Origin of the sequence: Bradyrhizobium sp. SRS-191 (assembly GCF_024586915.1) — a bacterium.
Lineage (GTDB): Bacteria > Pseudomonadota > Alphaproteobacteria > Rhizobiales > Xanthobacteraceae > Bradyrhizobium.
The window spans coordinates 713,255-736,483 of the sequence record NZ_JANBVS010000001.1 but is presented as its reverse complement, the minus strand read 5'-3'; the positions used below and the strand labels follow the sequence as shown (position 1 = coordinate 736,483).

7 protein-coding genes are annotated in these 23,229 nt (G+C 66.3%); all 7 read left to right on the top strand.

The window, feature by feature from the left end; genetic code table 11:
• Positions 1 to 184: 184 nt before the first annotated feature.
• From NLR35_RS03295 to NLR35_RS03265, 7 genes are read left to right on the top strand one after another with little or no spacing between them, the layout of a single operon-like run.
• Entirely contained in the window at positions 185 to 5,734 is a 5,550-nt protein-coding gene (locus NLR35_RS03295; protein WP_257165109.1) for a multicopper oxidase domain-containing protein, read from the top strand.
• The gene (locus NLR35_RS03290) at positions 5,731 to 7,650 is read left to right on the top strand and encodes a YncE family protein (RefSeq protein ID WP_257165108.1); all 1,920 of its coding nucleotides are present in this window, start codon (positions 5,731 to 5,733) and stop codon (positions 7,648 to 7,650) included. The genes NLR35_RS03295 and NLR35_RS03290 overlap by 4 nt, the downstream gene beginning before the upstream one ends.
• Positions 7,651 to 7,679: 29 nt before the next feature.
• Positions 7,680 to 11,372 carry a LodA/GoxA family CTQ-dependent oxidase gene (locus NLR35_RS03285; RefSeq protein WP_257165107.1) on the top strand — a complete coding sequence of 1,231 codons (3,693 nt, stop codon included), beginning with the start codon at positions 7,680 to 7,682 and terminating at the stop codon, positions 11,370 to 11,372.
• A 50-nt stretch (positions 11,373 to 11,422) separates the two neighbouring features.
• A complete protein-coding gene (locus NLR35_RS03280; protein ID WP_257165106.1) occupies positions 11,423 to 12,547 on the top strand; it encodes a tryptophan 7-halogenase in 1,125 nt (374 codons plus the stop codon).
• Entirely contained in the window at positions 12,544 to 13,653 is a 1,110-nt protein-coding gene (locus NLR35_RS03275) for an SCO family protein (protein ID WP_257165105.1), read from the top strand. Before NLR35_RS03280 ends, NLR35_RS03275 begins: the two co-directional genes overlap by 4 nt.
• Before the next feature lie 3 nt (positions 13,654 to 13,656).
• Complete coding sequence (locus NLR35_RS03270) at positions 13,657 to 15,066, top strand: ABC transporter substrate-binding protein (protein WP_257165104.1); 1,410 nt, start codon at positions 13,657 to 13,659, stop codon at positions 15,064 to 15,066.
• On the top strand, positions 14,981 to 23,206 hold the full coding sequence (locus NLR35_RS03265; protein WP_257165103.1) for a neuraminidase-like domain-containing protein: 8,226 nt from the start codon (positions 14,981 to 14,983) through the stop codon (positions 23,204 to 23,206). Before NLR35_RS03270 ends, NLR35_RS03265 begins: the two co-directional genes overlap by 86 nt.
• Positions 23,207 to 23,229: the final 23 nt, after the last annotated feature.

The window sequence follows — 23,229 nt, the reverse complement described above, 5'->3', positions numbered from 1 at the left end:
CAAGTGGGGGCTGGCGCACTTCTCCAGAAAATTTGATCGCTCTACCAGAGGGCGCGTTTGGTCGCAGCTTCAATCTTTTATTGTTTGGAGGGTAAATATCACCTATGGTTGAACCGGGGCCGGCTCGCACTGCTGACATCCAGCCAGCGGCGTTTTCCGGCACGGAGCGGGAGCCATGCCGGGGATGACCGCGTCTTCATTCGTTTTTTTTGACAAGTTGCTGGTTGGCGTGATCGCGCTCGGCGCGGTCGCCGTGACTGCAAGTCCCGTGGCTGCGGCGGTGTGCGACGGGCACCGCATCATGCACGCCGACGTCGTCGCCTTCGATCAGCCCATGATGATCAACCGGCTCGGCACCAGCCGGCCGGAGGGCATGATCTACGCGCTGCGCCGCGACGTGGTGATGATCGATCCGTCGCAGGATTGGGTGCCCGGCAACGTCCAGCTCCGTTCCGACAAGCGGCCGCGACCGCTGGTGCTGCGCGTCAATGCCGGCGACTGTCTCAAGATCGACTTCCAGAACCTGCTCGCGCGGGTTCCGAAGAGCCCGCAGCAACCGGTGACGCGCACCGCATCCATTCACGTGACCGGGCTCGAGCCGGCGACGTCGATCAACGATGACGGGTTCGACGCCGGTGCCAATCCGGACGGTCAGGTCGGGCCCGGCGGGCGGCAGACCTACACATTATATGCGCCGTCCGAGGGCACGTACCTGATTTACAGCCCGGCCGGCGACTTCAACGGCTTCAGCACAACGCAGCAGATGGCAGGCCTGTTTGGCGCGGTGAACGTCGAGCCGAAGAGTGCCGAGTGGTATCGCAGCCAGGTTTCCAACGCCGACATGACGCTGGCGACGAGTGGTAACCGTAACGGACAGCCGCTCATCAACTACGAGGCCCGCTTCCGCGACGGTCCGCGCCGCGGACAGCCCGTGCTGAGCATGACCGACGGCGACGAGATCGTCGCCTCCGACCTCACCGCGCTGATCACCGGCCCGCGCCACGGCCGCTTCGCCAAGGGCAGCCGGCCGACCCAGAATCCGACGCTGCTGCCGGACCGCGAGGCGCCATTCCGCGAGATCACCTCGATCTATTCGGAATCGCTCGACCTCGTTCAGGCCTTCCCCGACTACTACACCACGCCCGGCACCAATCTGGTGGTCAGCGGCGGCGGCGACGGCTTTGCCATAAATTATGGCGCATCCGGCATCGTCAACGAGATCCTCGCCAATCGGCTCAAGATCGGCCCGTCGGCCGATTGTCCAGAGTGCAAGTTCGAAGAGTTCTTCCTGAGCTCATGGCCGGGCGGCGATCCCGGCATCGTGGTCGACGTTCCCGCCAATCTCAACTGCGCCGGCAACTGGCTGTCCAACATCGCGACATCGGGCGCCGGTGCCTCTGTCGGCACCGTCACCGTATCGGATTGGGGCACGAGCGGCTGCAAGAACGCTGAGACACCGCGGCTGAAGCCGACCAAGGCGTTCTATCCGGACGATCCGTCGAACGTCTATCACAGCTATCTCGGCGACCACACCATCTTCCGCGTGCTGCATGCCGGTGCATCCGTGCATCACGTCCATCACCATCACGCCCATCAATGGCTGTTCGCGCCCGATCAGCCCGGGAGCTCCTATCTCGACAGCCAGGCCATCGGGCCAGGTTCGACCTTCTCGATGGAGCTCGTCTATTTCGGCGCCGGCAACCAGAACCTGACCGCGGGCGACTCGATCTTCCACTGCCATTTCTATCCGCACTTCGCCTCGGGCATGTGGGCGTTGTTCCGCGTCCACGACACGCTAGAGCTGGGCACCGAGCTCGACGGTGACGGCCGGCCGAAGCCGGGCAGCCGCGCGCTGCCGGATCCGGAGATCGCGACGGGCACACCGACGCCGGCCGTGGTGCCGTTGCCGACCTACGCGCAGGCGCCGGTGCCGGCGCCGGTCGAGATCGCGGGCGGTCAAGTGCATTTCGCCAAGAAGCCCGATCGCAATCCCGGCTATCCGTTCTTCGTGCCCGGGCTCGCCGGTCACCGCGCGCCGCATCCGCCACTCGCTTTCGCGCGCGACAATCACACCGTGCTCGACGGCGGTCTGCCGCGCCATCTCGTGCTCGGCGGCCAAGTCAAGACCGAGGTGCACAGCCAGACCGATTACACCAAGAATCTCGACCGCATCGATGCCCTGCGCCTGCCAGAGGAGGGCACCGTTGTCGAGCAACTCGCAATGAAAGCGCATGAGCAGCGGTTGCATCGCGGCATCACGCCGGACGGTGCGCCGGCCGACTTCATCGAGACCGGCGCGCCGCGCGCCTCGGGCGCCCCGTTCGCCAATCCGACGCCGCCGGACCAGAAAGATGCGCCGAAGCGGCTCTACAAGGGCGCCGACGTGCAGATCGACACCGTCTTCAACAAGGCGGGCTGGCACTATCCGCAACAGCGCATGATGGCGCTGTGGAGCGACGTCAAGTCGTTGATCGACGGCACCAAGCCGCCGGAGCCGCTGTTCGTGCGCGCCAACAACGGCGAGACGGTCGAGTACTGGCAGTCCAACCTGGTGCCGTCCTATTACGAGCTCGACGACTACCAGGTGCGCACGCCGACCGACATCATCGGCCAGCACATCCATCTTGTGAAGTTCGACGTGCTGGCGGCCGACGGTGCCGCCAACGGCTTCAACTATGAGGACGGCACGTTCAGTCCGCAGGAGGTGCGCGACCGCATCAACGCGATCAACCAGCTCGGCGGCATGTGCGAGCCGCTGCCTGGCTTCGTCGACATCCCCGCGCAATGTCCGGCCGGCGCGCTGCGCAGGCCCAAGACGGCAATCCCGATTCCTGCGCTTGGCGACGGCCCGGGACAGGAATGGAAGGGCGCACAGGCCACGGTGCGGCTCTGGTATGTCGACCCGCTTAAGGATCTGGCGCGCGAGCGGTCCTACATGACCGTGTTCACGCACGACCATTTCTCGCCCTCGACCCATCAGGAGGCGGGCCTCTATGGCGGCGTTCTTATCGAGCCGAAGGGATCGACCTGGACGATGCCGGACGGCGCGCCTCTCGGGCAGGGACGCGACGACGGCGGACCGACGAGTTTTGCCGCCAATATCCTGCCGCCCGACGGCAGTGCGGACAAGAGCTACCGTGAGTTCGCGCTCGCCTGGGCCGACACCCAGCTGGTCTACGGCAACACCAGCAAGTCGCGGCCCGACTGCTATCCGACTCCGCCGAGCGCGCCGGGATGCGTCGCGCCTGCGAAGGCCTATACCGGCTGGACCGATACGCCGAACGCGATCAATCCGGCCTTCAACAACATCCCCACGCCGCCCGTGGTGCAACCTCTGGTGATCGCCGATTTCGGATCGGGCACCTTCTCGATGAACTATCGCAACGAGCCGCTGCCGTTGCGGCTCAACAACGCGAAGACCCCGGAGGCCGGGGATGCGGCCTGGTCGTACTCCTCGATCGATGGCCGCAACGCGCAGTTCTCTGTGCAGCCGACGGGGGGAAGCAAGATCAATCCGGCCTGCACCGACACTTCCTGCTTCATCTTCCCGAAGAATCCGATCAGCGCCGGCATGAATTACGAGGATCCCTATACGCCGCTGTTGAACGTGTTCCCGCAGGACCCCGTGCAGATCCGACTGCTGTCGGGCGGCTTCACCACCATGCACGACGTCATCACCCATGGCCTGCCCTGGAAGTTCGAGCCCTACAATCCGAACTCCGGCTGGCGCGAGAGCCAGCTCGCGCTGCTCAGCGAGCATTTCGAGCTGCACTTCACGGTGCCGCGTGCCGGCGATTATCTCTACGCCACCAGCGCCTCGTATGAGGGCATGAGCAACGGCCTGTGGGGATTGCTGCGCGCCTCGGAGAAGCAGGCCGGTCTCAAGCTGCTGCCGTCCAATCCGAAACCGGTCGACCTGCCTTTCTCGCCGCCTGATGTCGCCGAGAAGTGCGACGGCGGCGTACCGTGCCTGCGAGTCTTCGCCGTCACCGCGCTCACCATCGAGCAGGCGCTCGGCAAGGGCGCGGCGCTGACCTACAACGGCCGCGGACTGACCTTAAGCACCGGCTTCGCCACCAACGAGGTGCTCAACGATCCGATGGCGATCATCTACGTTCGCAACGAAGATCTGTGTGACCAAGGCTCGTCCGACTGCGTTCCCGGCGGCATGCTCAAGCGCGGCGTCACGGTCGAGCCGCTGGTGCTGCGCGTGGCGGCCGGCGACGTGGTGCAGGTCACCCTGAGCAACGCCGTCGACACCTCGGCGCCGACCTTCACCACCAGTATCTCCGGCGCGCGGCCCGGCGTTCCCTATTCGACGCCCTATGGCGGAATCAATCTCACGCCGTCCACGACCGTGGGACTGCATCCGCAACTGCTCGCGCAGGATGTCACCAGCAGCAATGGCATCAATGTCGGCGACAATCCGAACAGCACGGCCTCACCGATGAGCAACCGCACCTACAGATGGTACGCGGGAACACTCGAGGCCGGGCCCGGCGGCCAGCCGAAGGCGACGCCGGTCGAGTTCGGCGCGCTCAATCTGATGCCCGCCGATCCGCTCAACCATCCCTATCGCGGGCTGTTCGGCGGCCTCGTCGTCGAGCCGGCTGGCTCGAGCTTCGTCGAGGATCCGACGACCCATATGTCAGCGACCATCTTCCTCAAGGACGGCTCGTCGTTCCGCGAGTTCGTCGTGATCGGCCAGGACGATGCGGACATCCTGCTAAACGGCAAGTCCAACTATGCGTCGGGCAACGCGCTGTCGGCGATCAACTACAAGACCGAGCCTGCGGTTTACCGGTTCGGCCAGCTGCTGCAGAATTTCCCCAACTCGATCGGGCCGATTCAGAGCTGGACTAACCTGACCTTCAACGCGTCGCCGCCGCCGCCCGGCGACATCGGGACGCTTGCCCAGGTCAACTGGGCCGACGTCAACACCGCGCCTTACATCGCCAATCGCCTGGTCGGCGGCGATCCGCAGACGCCGGTCTTCCGCGCGCCGGCCGGCATGGCGTCGCGCTTCAGGCTGCTGCATGCCGGCGGCAATGGCGACAATCAGCAGGTATTCGAGCTCTCCGGCCATAGCTGGCAGGCCGAGCCCTACGTCAACAATTCCACTGGGATTGGCGACAACAAGACCTCGCCGGTCGTCTCCGTCACCAGCGGCTACGGCGCGACCTCGCATTTCGACGTGGTGATACCGTCATCCGGCGGCACGGGCAGGGTGCCCGGCGACTACGTCTACCGCTCCTGGACGGCCGACCAGTTCCAGGTCGGCTTCTGGGGATTGTTCCGCGTGGCGCCGACGCTGGGACCGGTTTCGGACCAGTTCCCTGACACAATTGCCATCACGAGTGCCGAGTCCGACGGCGGCAAGTTCACCGTGTCGGGCTATGTCACCGTTCGTCCCGCAAAGGACGAAGCGGACCGTGTCCATGCCAAGGAGCTTCGTCTGAGAGCTGACGGCAAGACGACGGCCGTTCAGGTCGGACCCGACGGACGATGGTCGAAGACGTTGGACGGCGCTCCCAATTCGGTCGATCTGGTGTCGAAATTCGGCGGCGTTGCGAAGTGGGAGCGCTCGGGCGACAGGGCTGTCGTTGCCAAGACGATGGCCGACATCGCAGCTGTCCGCGTGCTCGGGGCGCAACCCGTCGCAGCAACGATGCTGCAGCCGCCGCCACCGCGCGTCAAGATCCGCAACCGGCGTCACGTCGGACTGTTGAAATGACCCATGAGGTGCTGAAGCGGCGTCATCGCGCGTGCGCCGCGGCGGCGCTGGCGTCGCTGTTGACTGTCTCGTGGTTCGCATCGAGCCCTGTGCGGGCCGAGCAGGCCGAGCAGGCCGAGGCCGCCGGCACCCGCGTCGGTTTTGCGCTTTCCGCGCCGAAGCCGGACCAGCCGCTCGTGGCCGGCCGTGATGCCGCGTTCGCGTTCACGCTCACCACCGGTCATGCGCCGCTGCGCGGCGCGCGGCCAGCGGCCTGGCTGGTGCCGCATGTCGCGGGTGCTACCCTCGACGAGCGGCAATGCCGCCGTCTGGCCGCGACCTTCGTGCGCGGCGCGAGCCTCGCGGTGCCGGCGCTCGATCTCAATACCTTCTACATCCTCGCGCTCGGCGCCGATGCGACCGTCTCCGTCATCGACCCGCGCATCGGCTTTGGCGGCTCGCGCCTGATCGGGCTTGCCACCTACGACGCGACAGGCACCGACTGGGCGCTGACGCCGGACCAAACGCTCCTTGCGGTGGCGCAGCCCTCGATCGGCCGCATCGCGCTGATCGACACGCGCGACTGGAGCATCAGGGCCACTGTCGAGCTGCCGGGAACGTCGCGTCTGGCGCTGACGCCGGCTGGCGATCTGCTGCTCGCCTCCTACCGCGTCACGTCCGGCGGCACCGAGACGGAAAGCGGCGTCGCGCTGGTCGATCTGGCAAACCCGGCGGCCGCTCAAGTGCGCATCGCCACCGGTGTTGGCGAGCACGACATCGCCATTGACGCACAAGGGCAATTTGCCTTCGTGAGCAATGCCGATGCAGGCACTATCAGCGTGATCGATCTTGCGACACGGCAGGTCGTCCGCTCGGTGCCCGCCGGCCGTCCGCGCGTGCTGGTCTATTCGGCGTTGGCGCAGCGCGTCTATGCCGCCGGCGAGGACGGCACGATCACGTCGCTCGCCGCGTCATCATCCATTCCCGACGCGACCATCGCGGGACCGGCCAAGATCTCGGCGCTGCGCTTCGTGCCGGGAGGACGCTTTCTCGTCGCGGCCAGTCCCGAGGCCGGCCAGGTCCTCGTGGTCGACACCGCGACCGACCGCATCGTGCAGCGGATCGAGCTTGCCGGCCAGCCCGACGCCATCGGCTTCTCGGACCACCTGATGTATGTGCGGCGCCGCGCCAGCGAGTTCGTCGATGCGTTTCCGCTCGACCAGATCGGCATCGAGGGCCGGGTGCCGAGCGCGGTCAGCGTCGGCGTCGGGCAGCTCGCGCTCGGCGCCACGAGTGCGCCCGCACGTGCCGACATCTTCGCGAGCGTGCCGGCCGGCGACGGCATCGTGATCGCCAATCCCGGCGAGCGCATCATCTATCACTATCGCGAAGGCATGGCGGCGCCGTCCGCGAGCTTCACCACCTATGGCCGCGAGCCGCGCGCGGTGCAGATCCTCGACCGTCGCCTGCGCGAGGTCGAGCCCGGCGTCTATCGCACCATCGCCCGCCTGCCGCGCGCCGGTGCCTACGACGTCGTGTTCTACACGGAAGCGCCGCGCACCGTGCAGTGCTTCGAGACCCGCATCGAGCAGGAGACGGCCGGCAGTGACGCGACGGCGCGCACGCCCGTGGTGACCGACGTTTCGCTGCGCGGGCAGCCGCGCGCCGGAGAGCCGCTCGCGCTGCAATTCCGCCTGGTCGATGCGCAGACCGGCCTGCCCGTCGACAGCGTGCGCGACGCGCGCGTCGTCAGCTTTGCGATTCCGGGAACCAATGCGGCGCGCAACGCGGCGCGGCCGCTGGGCGATGGCGCCTATCAGGCCGACCTCAGCATGCCTGCGGCCGGAAACTATTACGTGTTTGTCGAGGCGCCATCGGTTGCGCTGGCGCCGGTTGCAGGACGGCTTTTGGCGGTCGCGCCCGCGGGCGCGCCGTGACTCAATCAATTTGAACAGGAGAGGTCAGCATGGCGAAGATCGACACCGGCAAAATTGCATATTGCCAGATCTATCCCGGCGTCGGCATCGCGCGGATCGGCAATAGTCCGGACGAATTCTACATCGGGCCGGAAGCGCCGGGTCAGGTGATGGCGCCCGCCACCGGCTTCAAGGACAAGGCGGGTCGGATCAAGCGGCAGGCCGCGCGCTTCCGCCTCTATGCCTTCGACAAGGACAATGTCTGCATCGGCGAGCTTCTGGCCGACGACACCATCGACATCACCTGGACCGTGCACCTCGCCAACGCCAAGGCGAGCTACAACACCTTCCTCGGCCGGTTCTGGCAGAGCCAGTATCCGAACTTCTACAAGTACAATCCGAACGAGACGCCGTTGCGCAACCAGGAGATCATGGATCCCGCGCAGCGTCAGAAGCTTCTCGTGATCGATGCCGGCCCGCGCTCGATCAAGGCCGGCGACAGGCCGGTCGAGTTCGATACCGGCACGATCGGGCCGCTACCCTATTCGGACACGGCGCCCGGCGGTGCTCCGCTGGAGGGCTCGCGTGACGGCTGGTGGAATTGCCCGACCAAGGATCGCCTGCCGACGCCGGTGAAGATGTCGGCCAAGGAGACTGTGAAGCTTGGCACGCTCCAGGTCGACGACAGCGGCCGGCTGCTGGTGCTCGGCGGCTATGGCCGCAGCGAGTCGCTCATTCCCGACAATCCGGTCGGCCGGCTGATGGACAACAATTACTACGCCAACAACGACTACTGGTTCGACGACACGTCCGACGGCCCGGTCACGGCGGAGGTGCGGATTGGCGGCAAGGCGGTCGAGGTCAGGGACAGCGCCTGGGTGCTGGTGACGCCGCCGAAATTCGCGGCCGACGCGCAGATGCCGACCACACTCTGGGACACCGCGATGGAGACCTGGGAGAAGAAGCAGAACGGCGGCAAGCTTCCCGATCGCAAGGTGTCGTTCACGCGAGACATCTATCCGATCCTGGCGCGCCTCGCCGGCTTCACCTGGCTCAACCGTACCGCCTACGAGCATCACGGCGCCAACACCAACAACGATTTCGCCAACGTGCACAGTCGGCTGTTCGACCTGCTGCACACCAAGCAGAAGAGCGAGGACGTCGAGGCGGCAACCGAGCGCCAGAAGATTTTTGGACGGCTGCGTCCGCCGGGACTGGTGGCTGCGACGCCGCAAGCCGCCGACACGCCGGAGAGCCTGTCCTACGCCAGCTACCGCTTCATGCCGCAGATGTCCGGCGACGGCGGCGAGCCGCAGACGACGGAAGACATTCCGGGCACCAAGCTCAACCCCGGCCAGATCAACGACAAGGTCTACGACTGCGCGAGCGGCAAGGATTGGCCGGTGACCCCGCCGACGGTGCCGATCCCCGGCGGCTATTACGTCACTTGGCTGACGCTGTCGGACCGGCAATACGGCAACATGAAGCGATGGGCGAAGGGCGATTTCGACGACGATTGGACCGGCGTGCCGCAACCGGTGCCGTTCGACAGTATTCCGGTGGCGGCCCAGCCCGAGGCGCTCAACCGTGCGGCCTTCGAGCCCTGCATCGGCGCGCCATTCTATCCCGGCATCGAGATCACCTACATCGCCACCGATCCGGCGCTGTGGTCCGGCCCCTGCCGCATCGACGCCAAGACCAATGGCCCCGGCGCGATCACCCGGCACATGGCGATGCCATGGCAGGCCGATTTCAGCGAGTGCAACACCAATTGGTGGCCGACGGCGCGGCCCGACGACGTGATTCCGGAAGAGGAACTCGACAAGGTCGTGGCCAGTTTCGACGAGACAACCGAAGGCACCTTGGCGCGCGCATTGTCGGTGCGGCAGCCCTGGGCCCGCGGCATTCCCTCGGTCTCGCCCGCGCTCGACAATGCGATGATCAAGGCGTGGTCGCATTTCGGCTTCGTGGTGAAGCGCGAGGTCAAGGGCGAGACGCTCTATGTCGAGACCGAGCGCTCGCCCTATTACGGCAGCAGCGAGCGCGACTTCTTCTACTATCTGATGAACATCGACGCCTATCCGGACTTCGTGCCGCGCGCTCACCAGCTCGTGCATCACTATCTGGACGAAGGCCGCCGCAACATGCACGAGCCCGATGCGGATGAGGTCTGGTCCTGGTTTCCCTACAGCCAGGCGGCGTTCGATGCGCGAATGGAGGAGATCTACGCCAATTTCGTCCGCGACAACCAGACCACCTCGAATCCGAATCTGCTCAGCGACAACCGCGCCCCCAACGAGCCCGCAAGCCAGGGCTTTCAGCCGGCGACCTATCTCTCCACCAGCACGCGCGAGCAGCAGGCCTACGGTCTTTTCCAGATGGGACCGTTCAACCAGCTCGACGGCGCCTGGCTGCGCCGCGCGATTCCCGACGGGCCGGTCGACGAGGTCGGCGAACTGCTGGCACAGATTCGCCAGGACGAGCTCGGCGACGGCGTGGCCTCGCAAAACCACGCCAACGTCTACACCGACCTGCTCAAGAGCCTGAACTACTATCTGCCGGATCTCTACACCCGCGCCTATGCCGACGATCCGCGCCTGCTCGACGAGGCCTTCACACAGCCCTGCTTCCTGCTGGCGATCTCGCAATTCGACGACGAGTTCCTGCCCGAGATCCTCGGCATGACGCTCTATCTCGAATGGTCGTCGATCGCGCTGGTGTCGACCGTCAACACGCTGAAGGCGTTCAATATCAACCCGCTGTACTATTCGCTGCATGTCGGCATCGACAACGCCTCCGCCGGCCATGGCGCGCTGGCCAAGCGTGCCGTCGAGATCTATCTCGACCGGGTCAGGGCGAACGAAGGTCCCGACGCGATGCAGAAGGCCTGGGAGCGGATCTGGACCGGCTACGTCACCTTCGGCACGTTGGGCAGCCTCGGCCAGGCCATCACCGACCACTTCCAGAACAATCAGAGCCTCGACGCCAAGGTTCAGGCGCTGATCGTCAGCAAGGCGCCCTTCGCCAGCCAGACCCATGGCGAGAAGACGCTGGGCTCGACCGCGATCAACGACTGGTTCCTGGATCCGCCGGGCTTCATGAACGAGCTGCAGGCCTCGGGTCTCATGGTGCCCGGACGTCCCGAGATCAGCCCGTTCTTCCAGCTGCTCTCCTTCAACGGGCCGATGTACCACGTTTTCACCGCGGACGAGGAGCTGTTGCTGCGCGACTGGTGCGTCTCGCTCGCCAACACCACGCCGCCGCCGCAGAAGACGCTGCTGCAGGCCATGGACTACGTCATCAACACGCTGCGCCAGCGTCAGGTCGGCCAGGCCGGCCACAACGTCCGCATCACCGGGCCCGATCCGGACAAGAAGGGCGCCGTGCGTACCGAGATGGTGCATTGGTGGTTCAAGAAGGGCAACCGCCCACTGATGTCGGCGCTCGCCAATCCCGACAATGGCTGGATCGTGCCGTTCGATTCCGTCGCGAGCCCGATCATGCAGAGCCTGCTTGCCGGCAATGGCGCGATGGCGACCGACTTCCGCTCCATCGTGCCTGATACCGGCGGCCAGACCTGCGGCAACATCTTGGCGCAGTGGATCGATAAGGGCTGTCCGCTTGAGGAGCCGAAGGTGGCGCTGATGGCTGCCGTGCGGCGGCCGCCGAAGGCGCCGGTGACGCCGCACCGGATCTATCGCCGCAAGAGCGGCAAGGTCCTGGGCATGGGCACGCCGCATTGAGCGAAGCAAGAAACGAGACAAGGAATGAGGCAGGGAACGAGGTAAGCAAGATGCGAGGCGATGCGGCGCTGCCGCGGACAGCCGATGTCGTGATCATCGGTGGCGGGCCGGCCGGGTCCGCCGCCGCGCTCACGCTGGCGCGCGCGGGCGTCGCGGTCGTGCTGCTCGACGCCGGCCGGCCGCGGCTTGCCGTCGGGGAGACGCTGCCGCCGGCGTCAAAGCCGGCGCTGCAGGCGCTCGGCCTGTGGAGTGCTATGGCAGGCGAGGGCCATCTGCCCTCGGTCGGAAGCTGGTCGGCATGGGGCGGCGCGGAGCCCTGGGGCCGCGATTTCCTGTTCAACCGTTTCGGTCACGGCTGGCATCTCGATCGACGCCGCTTCGACGCGCTGCTGCGCGCCGCGGCGCGTGCGGCGGGCGCGCGTATTGCTCCGTCCGCAGCCGTTTTCGCATCTGACGCGCTAACGGCTGGGGGCTTTCGTCTGCGTCTTTCCGCTGGCCGCCAGATCGATGCGCGCATCGTGCTCGATGCCGGCGGACGCCATGCGAACTTTGCGCGCCAGCGCGGCGTCAGGCGGCACGCCGTCGACCGCATGGTCGCGCTGGTCGGTTATGTCGCCCGGCGCGCCGATGCGGAGGCTGAGCCGGCCGCAACGCTGGTCGAGGCGGTGCCGGACGGCTGGTGGTACTCCGCGCCGCTGCCGCAGGATCGTCTCGCGACCGTCTTCATGACCGATGCCGATCTTGCGAACGGCGGCGCACGGATGACGTCATGGTTCAACCGGCTGGCCGCGGCGGAGCACACCGCGGCGCGAGCCTTGCGCTACGGCGCTGGGCTCGCGGGGCCGCCGTCGGTCGTCCCCGCGGTCAGCGGCCGGCTGGAGCGGTTCGGCGATGCCGCCTGGCTGGCGCTTGGCGACGCCGCTGCGACCCAGGACCCGCTGTCCTCGGAAGGTATTTTGGTCGCGATCGAGAGCGGCATCGACGCCGCGGCGGCCGTCGTGCGCACGCTCGACGGCGAGCGCGATGCGCTCTTGGCCGCGGCGGATCGGCGCGAAGCCGCCTGGCGCAGCTATCTGGATCAGTGTGCAAGCAATTACGCCCTGGAGCAGCGCTGGCCGGAGGCGCCGTTCTGGCAGCGGCGCACGCGGCAGGACGAACGGAGGAGCGTCGCATGAAGAGCAGAATCGCCATCGGCGTTGCCATGATGATATGCGCGGCCTTGCCGGTCATTGCGCACGAGATGGCGCCGCACGACATGTCCCACATGAACCACGAATCCGCGAAGCCGGCCGTCCTGCAACAGTCGGCCGCGGCGATCCCGGATATCCCGGTGCGCGACCAGAACGGCAAGTCGCTGAAGTTCTACAGCGACCTGGTCCGCGGGCGCACAGTGGCGATCGACTTCATCTACACGTCCTGCACCACGATCTGCCCGATGCAGACGTCGAACTTCCGCGTGGTGCAAGAAAAGCTTGCGGCGCGCATCGGCAAGGATATCGAGCTGATCTCGATTTCGATCGATCCGGTCACGGACACGCCTGCCAAGCTCAAGGAGTTCAGCGCCCTGTTCGATCCGGGACCGGGCTGGACCTTCGTCACCGGCGCGCTGCCCGACATCGCGAGGCTGCTCGACAAGCTCGGCCAGCCGCTCGGCCGGCCCGAGGAGCACACGCCGGTGGTGCTGGTCCGCAACGACAGGGACGGCGGCTGGACCCATGTCGATGGCAACGATCCCGACATGGTCCGCGACGCGCTGATCGGCGCTGCCGGGCCGGCCGCGAAGGCCGACGCCTCCGGCGCCGCGCGCGCCTACATGCAAAACCCGCTGCTGGTGACGCAGGACGGCCGCGAGGTGCATTTCTTCGATGACCTCCTGCGCGGCAAGATCGTGATGATCAACTTCGTCCTGACCACCTGCAAGGACACCTGTCCGATGGTCACGGCAAATTTGGCGCAGGTCCAGAACCTGCTCGGCGACAAGGTCGGCGGCGCGATCAACATGATCTCGCTGTCCGTCGACCCGCAGCACGATCATCCCGCCGAGCTGAAGGCATTCGCCGAGAATTTCGGTATCAAGCCCGGCTGGTACTTCCTGACCGGCGCGCCGTCCGAGATCGATCCACTGTTGCGGCGGCTTGCCGCCTACACCGTCGACCCGCTCGACCACTCGACCATCGTGATCCTGGGCAACGTCGAAACCGGCGTCTGGACCAAGACGTTCGGGATGGCCGAGCCGGCTGTGATCGCGCGCGCGGTGCTCGCGCTGCAATCGACCAAATGACGGATGCGCCGCGCGCTGTGGAGCGGGTGCTGTGCGCTTTTCCTCGCCACCGCGGCCGGGGCCGGCGACGATGCATCCTCCGGACGCCGCATTTTCGTCACGGGCGGCGTTGCCGACGAGGTGATCGCTTCATTCGCTGGCAGCAACATCCGGCTGGCGCCGCGGCTGCGCCGCTGCGCGGGGTGCCACGGGCGAGACGGGGCCGGCGGCCGCGAGGGTGGCATCACCATGCCGCCGCTCAGCTGGCGGGCATTGACGGCGCCGCGCGAGGCCACGTCTGCACAGCCGGGCCGCCCGGCTTACGACGACGCCCTGCTCATTCGCGCCCTGGGGCAGGGGATCGATCCCGGCGGCCGGACACTTGCGCCCAGCATGCCGCGCTTCCAACTGACGGCGGCTCAGGCTTCGGCGCTGCTCGACCAACTCCGCATCGTCGGCACCGACCGCGATCTCGATCCCGGCGTGACGCCCGGCGAGATCGGCATCGGCGCGGTGCTGCCGCTGTCCGGACCGGCCGCGCCCTGGGGGCACGCGATGCGCGATGGACTGGAGCGCGCGCTGACGGCGGCAGGGCCGATCTATGGCCGCCGGCTGCAACTGGTCACCGCCGATGCGGGGAGTGACACCGCCGAAGCCTGGCGTTCGCTGGTCGCGAGCGGCCGCGTCTTTGCGCTGGCTGGCACGATGCTGCCGGCCGAGCCCGGCCAGGAGGCCGACGATGTGCCGGTGATCGCGCCACTTCGGCCGGCCATCGCGCAAGACGCGTCCAATCTGTTCCATCTCCTTGCGCCCGTCGAAGACCAGATGCGCGGGCTGGTCGACGAACTCGCCGCCGAGATCGGACATCCCATGCAACTCGTCGTCGTCGGTCCAGATGGAACCGTGGCCGACGCCGTGACCGATCAGGCGCGGCGTCGCGGCGCAACGGTGTTGCGGCGCGCGCATGCCGACAACCTTGCCGCACTGCTTCCGCCTGCGCCCGCCGCGTCTCCCGATGCCATTGTCGTTCTGTCCGACGCCGATTTCGACCGTCTGGCTGCCCGACTTGCCGATCAGCCGGGCTCGTTCCTGCTCGCGGGCGCGGCGGAAGCGGTGGCGCCGGAGATTGCGACCGATGAAAGATTGCGGCTGGTGCTTCCGATCGGGCCGGGCGGAGCGGCCGCTTCGGCTGTGCCGCCGCTGGCGGGCGCGGCGGCGGCGGTTCTCGCCGAAGGGCTGAAGCGTATGGGTGCGCGCGTCAGCCGGGCCGGGCTAATGACCGCGATCGAAAGCCTGCGCGATTTCCAGACTGGCGTCCTGCCGCCGCTCAGTTTCGATCGGGGACAGCATGTCGGCAGCCACGCCAGCATCGTGGTTCGGCCGGACCGCAGCCGCGGCATCATGGCGCTCAGTGGCTGGCGCACGCCGCAATGACGATGATGGCCTGTCGCTCAACGTGCATTGCCACCACGCAGGCGTTAAAGGCTGTCTCGTTCGCGCGTCTCGGCTTCCGCTAACATCGCGATTTAATCAATCATTGGTTGACTCAGTCGGTGTTGCTCTTCTATCTATTTTGAGTTGTGAGACTTGGTCTTTGCAGCTTGCCGCGGATCAATGTCATGGTCCGGCTCGGAAGAAGGGCTCGACGATGAACGATACGGTCTTCGTCCCCGCCGATCCGCAACTCCGCTACTTCCTCGAGGCCAATCCGGGCGTCGCGCTCGCTGGCACGGATTTCTATCGCAAGGACGCGCTTGCGCGCCTGCAGTTCGCCGGCGGTGACCGCGAGCAGGTTCTCGCCGCCGCCCGTGCGCATGCGAGCCTGGTACGGCTCACCGACGATCCCGCGGTCGTCGATCACCTGTATCGGTCGGGCCTGCACAGCGCGGCCGCGATCGCCAACCGGCCGCTCCATGCAATCCGAGCGCAACTGACACGCGGCTCCGACGGTTCCGGAACCGTCAGCGATGCCACGCTCGAGCAGGTGCATGCCGCTGCGATCGACGTTCACAGTCGCGTCGTCCACCTCGCCGCGCAGATGCGCGCGGCGCTCTCCGCGCACGGCCGCGTGTCCTCGTCCAACAACGCGCTTGCGGCGATGGCGGAGGAGTTCAGCCATCTGCCGTCGTTCTCCGACCTGTTCGGCTCGCAGGACTTCATCCCGTCGCCGCACTGCCAGTCGGTGGTCGGACCGGCGGCCTATTTCGTCGACCTCATGCGCGTGGTGGACGAGCAGATCACCAGCAATCCGAAGAACAAGATCCCGGATTGGGCCAAGCTCGAGACGCGGCGCAAGGGGCTCTTCACGCAGCTGCTGACCTGCGCCGAGACGACGACGCCGGTGCCGAAGCTGCAGATCGTCAATCAGGTGATCCACGATTTCCTGGTGCCGCAGCTCGGCCAGGACACCGACTACGCCATCGCGACGCGGGTGTTCCCCTACAATCTGCCGATCAATGTGCGGCTGGCGGAAATGCGGGCCGCGATGCTGCAGCTCGGCTCTTCGCTGGTCGGGCTCTACCAGACCTATGTCGGCCGCGCGGCCGACGCCCCCAAGATGCCGGACGCCGCCGCGATCGCGGCCGAGACCCTGAATCTGTCGCCGGAGCAGCGCGATCTTGTGGTCAATGCGCGCTCGGGCGTGGCCCTGGCCGATTGTTTCGGCGGCGATGCAAAGTTGCTGGCGCAGCCGATCAAGACCACGGTCAGCATTTCCAAGGACAATTTGGTCGTGACCGGCAGCGGCTTCCAGGCCGCGGCAGCCGAGGCCTCGATCCTCCGCGTCGGCACAACGATGCGGGCGGTCGTCACCATCGACAGCGACACCGAGCTGAAGGTGGATCAGGCCTGGCCTGCGACCGAGGCCGGCGTGGAAGGCTGGTTCTATCCGCCTGGCACGCTCTCGCAGGCGAGCGTGCTGAGCGAACGCATCAGGCTCGACGACGTCGCCATTGCGGCCCTGTTCGTGGATTCCCTCAACGCGGATGAGCTCGAGGCAGGGCTCGCCGCGAAACTCTACATCAATGCCGCCTCGGCCGCGCCGCGCGCCCAGCTCATCAGCGACCGCACCGACGTCAGCTACACCTTGCAGGTGGTCGATCAGCTCGATGCCGACCGGATCGACCGGCTCAACCGCATCGTCCGGCTGTCGCAGGTCTCAGGCGTGGCGGTGGCCGATATCGACTGGACGCTACATGCGTCGCGGCAGACCGATTTCGGCGGGACCGGACTGACGCTCGTGGGCCAGACATTGGCGCTGGCGCGCCGCCTGTCGCTGCCGATGGACGAGACGACCGCGCTGTGGTCGGTACTGAAGACTTGGGGCCGCGGCGACGGTCCGGCAGCTGCAGACCTGTTTGACCGCGTGTTCAATTCGGCTGGCGATCGCACCGGCACCTACCGGCCGCTCTATGTCGACAATCCGCTGTTCACCGACAAGGTCGATTCATGGGTGCTGGCGAGCAGCGGCAAGGACGCCCAGGCGCTGCGCACCTATCTGTCCGCGGCGCTAGCCGTGTCGGACAAGGATCTCTCGCGCATCGGCGCGACGGTGGCGGCTGGGGCTGCCAAGCTCGATCTCGACGTGCCGACGCTCTCGGCGCTGTGGTCGATCGCCAGGATCGCACGCGCGCTCGCCATCAGCGTCGCCGACTGCACCGCGCTGATGCGGCTTGCCGGGCTCAGCCGCTTTGCAAGTCCTGCCGACGTCAACAAGCTGATCGATCTCAAGGCGCTCGTTGCCGAACGCAACCTCTCGCTCGCCGATCTCGCCTTCATCGTCTGGGGCGAGCCTGGCGACAAGAGCGGCGTGGTCCGCGCCGCCGACGTGCCGCCGTTCCTGAAGGCGCTGCGCGCGATGGCCGCAGAATGGCTGGTCACGGCGGCAAATTTCTCCAGCGACGACGATTCCACGCGCGGGCAGCGCATCTTCGACGCGCTGGTCTACGGCAAGGCGCTGGACCGCAGCGGCATCGTGACGTTTCCATCGTGGAAGCTCACTTTCACGGTGCTCACCGGATTGTTCCCGGTCTCGGCGCGCGACCTCGTCGTGCGCGGTATCATCACGCTGGACGAAGCCATCGATGCCTTCGATGCACTCATCGACAACGGCATCATTCTCGGCAATGGGCTGGCTGCCCCCGTCAATGAGAGCACCAAACTATCGTTCCTGTTCCCCGGCGCTCCGGCGCCGGACCGCCAGATCAAGATCGCAGCCGTCCGCTCGGTGTTACGCGACCTGTCGGAGCGGGTGCAGCTGTCCGTCGACGTCTTGGTCCCGGCCTTGCGGGCCCAGGATGAGGGCACCTATGGCCAGCTCGGAACGCTGTTCGGCTGCACCGCCGACATCGCGCAGGCGATCGTCACCGACGTGCTCGCCAAGGCGTTTCCCGGCCAGGATCCGCGCATCCTGCTGCTGACGACGGCCGGCGACGTCACCGCGCTGACCGCGCCGCTGGTGAAGTCCGACCGGATTGCGTATCTGGCCGAGATCCTCGGGCTGAAGGCCGCCGATCTCTCTGACGCCGCCGCGTCGCCTGCGGCGTTCGGGCTGACCTCGCTCGAGACGCTGACCATGGCGGCGGTGCAGGCCTGGAGCGATTATGCGACGCTGGTTGCGCTCTACCAACCATTGACTGATGGTCCGCGCAACATCGCGATCTACCTCACGACCGGCAATATCACAGCGCTGAGCACTGCGACCGGCTGGGACGCCACGGCCTTCATCGACCTCGTCCAGGACATCTGGAGCAAGCGCATCACGCTGACGCCAAGCACGCTGTGGCAGGCGCGCGCCTGCTTCGAGCTTGCCGCCACCATGGGCACCGACGTTGGCAGCGCGACCGCGATCGCAAAGATTTCCCGGCTCCCGGTGCTCAGCGGCGCGACGCCGCCGGACGCCTGGACGGACTATGCGCAAGCCGCAGCCTCGCTGCTCGCGATGCTCAAGGCCAAGTCGGCCGGCAGCGACTGGGCCACGGCCTACAAGCCCGTCTCCGACGGGACGGAGACGGCGCGCCGCGACGGGCTCGCGCCGCTGGCGGTCTGGCTTAACGCCGGCGAGCCGCTTAAGCTCGCGACACTGCGCGCGCTGTCGGAATATCTGCTGATCGACGTTGAAACCAGCGCCTGCGACGTCACCTCGGCGATCGTCGAAGCGACCGCGGCGGTGCAGACCTATCTGCAGCGCTGCCGCATGTCGCTCGAGCCCGGCGTCGTCAGCCTCGGCAACATCGCGCCGGTCTGGTGGCCGTGGCTGAGCAATTACCGGGTATGGGAAGCCAATCGCAAGATATTCCTATATCCGGAAAACTACATCGACCCGAACCTGCGGCGTGATCGCACCGATCTGTTCCGCAAGCTCCAGGAAGAGCTGCAGCAGAGCAACATCACGCCGGCGACGGTCGAACGGGCCTTCACCAATTACCTGACGGCGTTCGCCGACCTCGCCAAGCTGCACACCGTCGAGCCGGCGCGCGCGGTGGCGCCGCATCCGATTTCAGGCACGCCGGTGGAGACGGTATTCTTCCTCGGCCGCACCGAGGCAACGCCCTACCAGTATTATTACCGGACGCTGCGCAAGGGCAACATCTGGTCGCAATGGTCGAAGATCGACGTCGCGATGACGTCGCCGGACGCCTCGCTGGTGTTCGCCTTCAACCGCCTCATCCTGTTCTGGGTCGAGGTGGATACAGTCAAGGGCTCGTATTTCGTAGGTGGCACCCAGCACGACAAGCAGGTGCGGCATGCCAGCATCCATTATGCCTATCGCCGGCTCGACGAAACCTGGTCGGCGCCGCAGTCGCTCGAATCCGACGTGCTGTTCGACGCCCAGCCGACGCTCTATGTCAACAACGTCATCAATCCCACGCCGGGCGCGCCGTCGGTCAATGGTGTCGATGCGAAGATGGCCTATTGGCGCCGCGCCTTCGTTCAGCGGGTGCCGGCGACGACCGATGAAGGCGAGCGGTTGCTGATCGCATTCGGCAACGCGTTTCCGATTCCTGCCAGCCCGAACGTGCCGCCGCCCGATCTTGACAAGATCAAGACCTCCGATGAGCGACGTTTCGTCGGCGATGTCTACCGCGCCTCGCAGCTCGGCGCGTATTTCTCCGGCAAGCAGCAGGGCGCGATCCAGCTCGTGCCGGCCACCTATCTCGACATCGGCCTCAACGCGACATCGATCGCCACCTACATGCCGGACTTCACGCCGGATCCGACCCAGCCGCCCTTTGCCTTCATCAAGCTCGGCAGCGATCTCGGCCCGAACATCAGCCGTTCGGTGCTGGTGGATTCCGCCTTCGTCGATTCCCCGGACTATCCGAAGCGGGTGATCGACGCGCCCTACGACATGATCACCAATGTTGCCTCCGATGCCACCATCCTCGCCGTCAAGAACCAGGTCGGCTGGTTCGTGTTCGACAATGGCGACGAGACGTTCCTGATGGTGCCGCGCAATGTCACGCTCAAGGCGATCGAGGACATCCTCAAGATCGACGACGTCCAGATTCCGGTCAAGACGCTCGACCAGAAGGAAACGGTCAACGTCGCCTGTCAAGTGATCGCTTGCGGCAAATATTCGGACAAGCCGATCGACCTGCAGCGCCAGATATTCGACTTCACGCGGATGACTACGAGCGCAGTCGGCCGGCTCGTGCAGATCATGACCTTCGGCGGCGTCAACGAGTTGTTGTCGATCAAGACCCAGCAGGCGTCCGGGCCGGCCTCGCTCGACTTCTCGCGTTTCTATCCCGATGGCAAGAAGCCGTTCAACGTCGGCGCGCCCAAGGCGCTCAACGGCGGCGCGGTCGATTTCGACGGGGCCTACCGGCCCTATTTCGAGGAGATTTTCTTCCAGGCGCCGTTCTTCATCGCGAGCCAGCTCAGCGCCAACCAACACCATGAGGACGCCAAGGCCTGGTACGACTACATCTTCGATCCGGCCGCGATCTCGAAGGGCCAGGTCCCTCCGATCGGGAACGAGAAATCAGTCTATTGGCAGTTCCTGCCGTTCCGCAGCCTGACCGCGAAATCGCTGGTCGACGACCTCACCGACCAGACCGCGATCGAAGCCTGGAATGCCGATCCGTTCGACCCGCATACGGTCGCGCAGCTCCGGCCGGTCGCCTATGAAAAGACGATCGTGCAGCACTACATCGGCAATCTGCTCGACTGGGCGGATTCGCTGTTTGCCCGCGACACCAGGGAATCGGTCAACCAGGCGACGCTGCTCTATCTGACGGCGGCCGATCTGCTCGGACCGCGGCCGCGCCAGCGCGGCGTCTACCAGCCGCCGGAGCCGATCGACTTCGCCAAGATCAAGACCGATTACGGCCAGCTCATCCCACAATTCCTGATCGAGCTCGAGCGCGTGATGCCGACTCCAGAGCCCGGCCATCTGAAGCTGGAGCCGGCGCCGTTCAACATGATCAGCGCCTATTTCTCGGTGCCGGAGAGCACCGAGTTCATCACCTATTGGGACCGGCTGGAATCCAGCCTCTACAAGGTGCGCAACTGCCTGTCGCTCGCCGGCCTGCCGCGGCTATTGCCACTGTTCGATCCGCCGATCGATCCGCGCGCGCTGATCCGCTCCGGCGGCGGTGGCGGCTCTCCTGCCGTCATCAACCAGGGCGCCGGAAGCCTGCCGCATTACCGCTTCCAGGTGATGCTCGATCGCGCCAAGCAGCTCACCGCGACCCTGACGAGCTTCGGCTCCGCACTCTTGAGCGCGCTGGAGAAGAAGGATTCCGAGAACCTGCACGCGCTGCAGGTCCGGCAGGAGCGCGCCATCCTGGTGCAGACCGGCGATCTCAAGGCCCAGCTCGTGCTCGAGGCGGAGGACCAACTCGACTCGCTGGGTCAGGCCAAGCTCGCAGCGCAGGAGCGGCTCAACTTCTACACCCGGATGCTCAGCGAGGGCTGGTCGCCGGCGGAGGTCACGAGCTTGACGACGATGATCCTCGCCAACGTGTTCCAGACCACGGCGGGCGTGATCCGCGCGCTCTCGGGCGGCGCGCATCTGGTGCCGAATGCCGGCTCGCCCTTCGCCATGACCTATGGCGGTCGCGAGATCGGCTCGTCGCTCGGCGCCTTCGCCGATGCGGCTGACATCGTGTCTGGAACGCTGAACTTCGCCTCGACGCTGTCGAGCGTGATCGCCGGCTACCAGCGGCGCGAGCAGGAATGGACGCTGCAGAAGAACACCGCGGGCTATGAGGTGGCGCAGATGGACGCCCAAATCGCGGCTGCGAAGGCGCGCGTGGCGTCGCTCAAACGCGACGTCGCGATCAACACGCTGTCGATCGAGCAGAACAACGCGATGCAGGCGGCACTGACGTCGAAATTCACCAATGCCGATCTCTACGGCTGGATGGCCTCCCGCCTGCAGGCGCTCTATTTCCAGTGCTACAAGATCGCGCTCGATCTCGCGCTCGCTTCCCAGCGTGCCTATCAGTACGAGCTCGACAATCAGACCAGCGTGCTCGACTTCAGCTATTGGGAGAGCGGCCGCGCGGGCCTGTTGGCGGGCGAGGGGCTCCAGGTTGCGCTCGGCCAGCTCGAGCACGCCTATTACACCGCAAACCGGCGCCGCCTCACCATCGAGAAGACGGTCTCGCTGTGGGCGCTCGACCCGGTCGCGCTGTTGACGCTGCAGCGCACCGGCTCCTGCAACTTCCAGCTCAGCGAGCTCCTGTTCGACTACGATTTCCCCGGCCAGTATTGCCGCAAGATCGAACGGCTCAGCGTCACCATCCCCGCCGTGGTCGGACCGTATCAGAACGTGCACGGCACGCTGACGCAGACCAGCAACACCGTGTTGATCAAGGACGATCCGACCTCGGTCCGCTTCCTGCTCGGCGCCGACGTGACGCCGACCGACGGCATGCTGCGCCTGAACTGGCGCAACATGCAGCAGATCGCGCTGTCGCGCGGGACCGACGACGGCACCATCGCCGGCGTCAGCGCCGACGACCGCTATCTGCCGTTCGAGGGCACCGGCGCGGTGTCGAGCTGGCGGCTCGACCTGCCGCTCGGTGCCAACCGCATCGATTTCTCGGCGATCGCCGACGTGGTCATCACGCTCACCTACAGCGCACTGGTCGGCGGCGGCACGTTCAAGGACGCCGTGACGGGCGCCATCGCCAACAGCTATGCGGGGCAGGCCAGCATGGCGTTGCAGCAGCGCTATCCCGACGCCTGGGCCCGTTTCCTCAATCCGGCCGGACCGACGCCGCAGGCGATGACCTTCGCCATTGGCCCCGATGCGGCGCCGCCCAACCTGCTCGCTCCGAACGCGGTGAAGGCCTATCTCCAGCTCGACGTGACGGTGCCGTTCACGGGGAATCTGGTCGTCGAACTCGCGCCGGCCGCGGGCGGCGCGCTCTCGCTCAATCTCACCGAGAAGACGCCGTGGGGCTCGGGCGCGATCGCGTGCCCGCTGACACCGGCTGCGAACTGGACCATCACCCTGAAACAGGTTCCGCCGGCCCTGCTCAAGGACGGTCATCTCAAGCCGGGCGTGCTGACCGGCGCGACCCTCGTGCTCGACTACACCGCAACCCTGAGAAAGCCATGACGATGGTTGGTCCATCCATGCCG

Bases quoted from the DNA above. Each gene is read 5' to 3' on its own strand.
- NLR35_RS03290 (WP_257165108.1), top strand. From the start codon at position 5,731: ATGACCCATGAGGTGCTGAAGCGGCGTCATCGCGCGTGCGCCGCGGCG.
- NLR35_RS03270 (WP_257165104.1), top strand. From the start codon at position 13,657: ATGCGCCGCGCGCTGTGGAGCGGGTGCTGTGCGCTTTTCCTCGCCACC.
- NLR35_RS03280 (WP_257165106.1), top strand. From the start codon at position 11,423: ATGCGAGGCGATGCGGCGCTGCCGCGGACAGCCGATGTCGTGATCATC.
- NLR35_RS03275 (WP_257165105.1), top strand. From the start codon at position 12,544: ATGAAGAGCAGAATCGCCATCGGCGTTGCCATGATGATATGCGCGGCC.
- NLR35_RS03265 (WP_257165103.1), top strand. From the start codon at position 14,981: ATGTCGGCAGCCACGCCAGCATCGTGGTTCGGCCGGACCGCAGCCGCG.
- NLR35_RS03285 (WP_257165107.1), top strand. From the start codon at position 7,680: ATGGCGAAGATCGACACCGGCAAAATTGCATATTGCCAGATCTATCCC.
- NLR35_RS03295 (WP_257165109.1), top strand. From the start codon at position 185: ATGACCGCGTCTTCATTCGTTTTTTTTGACAAGTTGCTGGTTGGCGTG.